A 3774-nucleotide genomic window follows, 5' to 3' on the forward strand; every position below is an offset into this window, starting at 1 on the left:
GAGGAGCTCGGCGCGCAGAGCGCTGATGACGACGGCGTCGTCATGGGCGACAACACCGCCTACTCGGTGGTGGTCTCACGGTTCACGCAGGCGTTGCAGAACCAACACGGCGGCGTCGCGCTCGACAACGCCGAGGCGGCCCTGCGCACGGCGTGCCTGACCGGTGTCGCCACCGTCAAGATGACCGACAGCATCGCCACGCCGAGCGGGGACACGATCCAGCTCACCGCGGGTGACGTCGACGAAGCAGTGTCGGGCATCCTCGTCAACGGTCTGGTCGCCAGCGACGTCAACGGCGATTCGGTGCCGTCGGGCTTCTCGCGCATCGACGCCTTCCGCGTCGGCGTGCTCGGCGACGAGGCCCGCTGCTTCAAACGCTTCGACTAGCGCCCTCTCACCCTTGCGATTTGTGTGCGAAAAGCCGCGCTGGGCGCGGGTTTCAACACACAAATCGCGTCAGTTGGTGGGCAGCCGCATGACGAAGCCTGCCTCGAGCGCTGTCCACAACGCCCCGTCCGGCCCGATCGCCAAGCCATGGGGCTCGCTGCCCGCAGGAAGGTCGATGGTGGTGAACTCGCCGTCCGCGTGCACGCGGGCGATCTGGTCGGCACCCCACAAACTCACCCACACCCCGCCGGACGGATCCGCGACGACGGCGTGTGGCTTGCCTGGAAGGTCGAGTTCCTGCATCGCCTCGTTCATCGGGATACGCGCTATCTTGTCGGCGAGGATTGCCGTGAACCAGACGGCATCGTCGTGGGTGCCGGTGATGCCGACGGGACCCGCATTGGGCGTCGGCACCTTGCGAAGCGTGACCGAGCCCCGGTCGAGACGGCCGATGGCATTGGCCTTGTTCAACGTGAACCAGAGCGCGTTGTCGGGACCAGTGGTGATCATCGACGGCATGCCGCCGGGCGCGGCCTCCTCGCTGATCTCGCCGTCGACGGTGATCCGGCCCACTACGCCCGTGCCCATCGCCGTGAACCACAGCGCGCCGTCGGGCCCGACCGTGATGCCAAACGGTGCACTGCCAGAACGTAATTCGAACGCACTGAGTACCCCGTCGGTGGAGATCCGCCCGATCCGGTCATCGCCAGAGCGGGTGAACCACAGGGCGCCGTCGGGCCCGGCGGTGATGATCGACGGCTTGCTGTCGTCGCCCACCGGATGGACTTCGAGACCGCCGTCCGGCGTGATCCGCGCGATCGCGCCGCGATGCACCAGCGTCACCCACATCGCGCCGTCCGACCCGGCCGCCAGCGCGTACGGCCCGCCGTCGACGGCGACTTCGAAGATGCGACTCACGCGAGCGTGACGAGCCCCAGCTCGTTGTCGGCCGCCAGCAGGTGATGGTGTGGCAGCACCCGCACGGTGTATCCGACGCTGCCCGCAACGGGCAGCGGGGTCGTGGTCGAGAAGATCTCGTTGCCGTCGGCGGAGCCGGTGTGCGCCATCTCCACGGTGATGGGATCCAGCAGTGCGTCTCCGGCGTCGACCCGACCGACGGCGGCCTGCACAGCGACCTCGTCGGGCCGCAGGCCGTCGAGGTGCACGGTGGCGGTCAGCGTCAGCTCCGAGCCCAGCAGCGGCGTGTCCGGCAGGCCGTAGCCGTCGACGTCGGTGATCCGGATGCGCGGCCACGACTCCCGCGCCCGCTCGCAGTACGACGCGAGCTCGCGCGCCGCACCGAACGGCACGCCGTCGACCGCCTCGATGGTGCGGTGCAGCGACTGGGCCGCGGGCACGTAGTACCGCTCGGTGTAGTCACGCACCATCCGCGAGGCCAGCACCTTGGGGCCAAGTGTCTGCAGAGTGTGGCGCACCATCTCCACCCACCGGCGCGGGATCCCATGCTCGTCGCGTTCGTAGAACTTCGTGGTCACCGACTTCTCGAGCAGGCCGTAGAGCGCGGAGGCCTCCAGGTCGTCGCGGCGGGTCTCGTCGGCCAGGCCGTCGGCCGTCGGAATCTCCCAACCGTTCTCGCCGTCGTACCACTCGTCCCACCAGCCGTCGCGAATGGACAGATTGAGACCACCGTTCAGCGCGCTCTTCATCCCCGACGTGCCACACGCCTCCAACGGCCGCAGCGGATTGTTCAGCCACACGTCACAGCCCCAGTACAGGAACCGCGCCATCGACATGTCGTAGTCGGGAAGGAACGCGATGCGATGCCGCACCTCTGGACGGTCGGCGAACCGGACGATCTCCTGGATCAACGCCTTGCCGCCGTCGTCGGCGGGATGCGACTTGCCCGCGACGATCAACTGCACCGGCCGCTTCTCGTCGAGCAGCAACTTCTCCAGCCGGTCGGGGTCACGCAGCATCAGTGTCAACCGCTTGTAGGTCGGCACGCGGCGGGCGAACCCGACGGTCAGTGCATCCGGGTCGAAAGCGCTTGCGATCCAATCCAGTTCGGCATCCGACGCCCCTCGCTCGAGCCACGATCTGCGCAGCCGGGCGCGGACGTCGGCGATCAGAAGCTCGCGAAGCTGGGATCGGATCCACCACAGATGACCGGGTTCGACCTGCTGCAGCCGCTGCCACGTATCGGGCTCGCTCAGCGAGCCGAGGTCCTCACTGCCGAGCAGTTCACGGCCCAACTCCACCCACTTCGGCGCCGCCCACGTCGGCGCGTGAACGCCGTTGGTGATCGACCCGATGGGCACCTCATCCTGGTCGAAGCCCTCCCACAGGTCGTTGAACATCCCGCGGCTGACCTGGCCGTGCAGCAGTGACACGCCGTTCGCACGCTGTGCCAGCCGCAGACCCATGTGGGCCATGTTGAACTTCGACGGGTCGTCCTCGGCGCCGAGGGCGATGATCCGGTCCAGTGGCACGCCAGGGAGCAGGCTCGACGATGCGCCGGACGGGGTTCCCTGCAGATTTTCCCCCGTCGCTTCGCTCGCCAAAGATCTGCCGAAGTGCCGCTCGACCATGTCGACGGGGAATCGGTCGATCCCCGCGGGGACGGGGGTGTGCGTGGTGAAGACCGTGCTCGAGCGCACCACGGTCAGCGCGGTGTCGAAGTCGAGCCCCCCGTCGGTGACGAGCTCACGGATCCGCTCGACGCCGAGGAAGCCGGCGTGACCTTCGTTCATGTGGAAGACCTGCGGTTCGGGCAACCCCTCGACGGCGGTGAAGGCCCGAATGGCGCGAACGCCGCCGATGCCGGCGAGAATCTCCTGCTTGATCCGGTATTCCTGGTCGCCGCCGTAGAGCCGGTCGGTCACGCCGCGCAGGTCATGCCCGTTCTCCGGAATGTCGGAGTCCAAAAGCAGCAACGGAATTCGGCCCACCTGGGCGATCCACACCCTGGCCTTCAGCTCGCCGGCATCCGGCATCGCGACGGCGACGAGCACGGGCTCGCCCGCGTCGTCGGTCAGCAGCCGCAGCGGCAGCCCCTGCGGATCGAGCGACGGGTATTCCTCGTGCTGCCATCCGTCGGCGGTCAGCGACTGGCGGAAGTAACCCGACCGGTAGTACAAACCCACGGCGATCAGCGGAAGCCCTAGATCGGACGCGGACTTCAGATGGTCACCGGCCAGGATCCCGAGCCCGCCGGAGTAGTTGGGCAATACCTCGGCGACGCCGAACTCCATCGAGAAGTAGGCGATGCCAGTGGGCCAGGCGGATCCAGCGGACCCTATCTCTTGCGTCTCTTCTTGCATTTCCTGGTACCACATCGGCCGGGTCAGGTACTTGTTCAATTCAGCTGCCAGGTGGTCGAGCCGCGCCAGGAACGGCTCATCGCCAGCAAGTTCGTCGAGGCGCTGC

Annotated in this window: 2 protein-coding genes and 1 pseudogene; 1 reads left to right on the forward strand and 2 read right to left on the reverse strand. The window is 67.6% G+C overall.

Features of this window, described 5'->3' with window-relative positions:
- A pseudogene (locus QOI01_RS17870) lies at positions 1 to 387 on the forward strand (peptidase); the annotation flags it as partial.
- Positions 388 to 456: 69 nt separating this feature from the next.
- On the opposite strand, the gene QOI01_RS17875 reads toward QOI01_RS17870, so the two are convergent.
- Both QOI01_RS17875 and glgP read right to left on the reverse strand, forming a co-directional pair.
- Positions 457 to 1305 (reverse strand): Vgb family protein, encoded by an 849-nt coding sequence (locus QOI01_RS17875; RefSeq protein ID WP_526383229.1) that lies wholly within the window; start codon positions 1303 to 1305, stop codon positions 457 to 459.
- The coding region (gene glgP / locus QOI01_RS17880; RefSeq protein WP_526383231.1) for an alpha-glucan family phosphorylase at positions 1302 to 3774 on the reverse strand (2473 nt) is incomplete at its 5' end. The genes glgP and QOI01_RS17875, both read right to left, overlap by 4 nt.

Source organism: Mycobacterium sp. (assembly GCF_032162605.1).
Lineage (GTDB): Bacteria > Actinomycetota > Actinomycetes > Mycobacteriales > Mycobacteriaceae > Mycobacterium.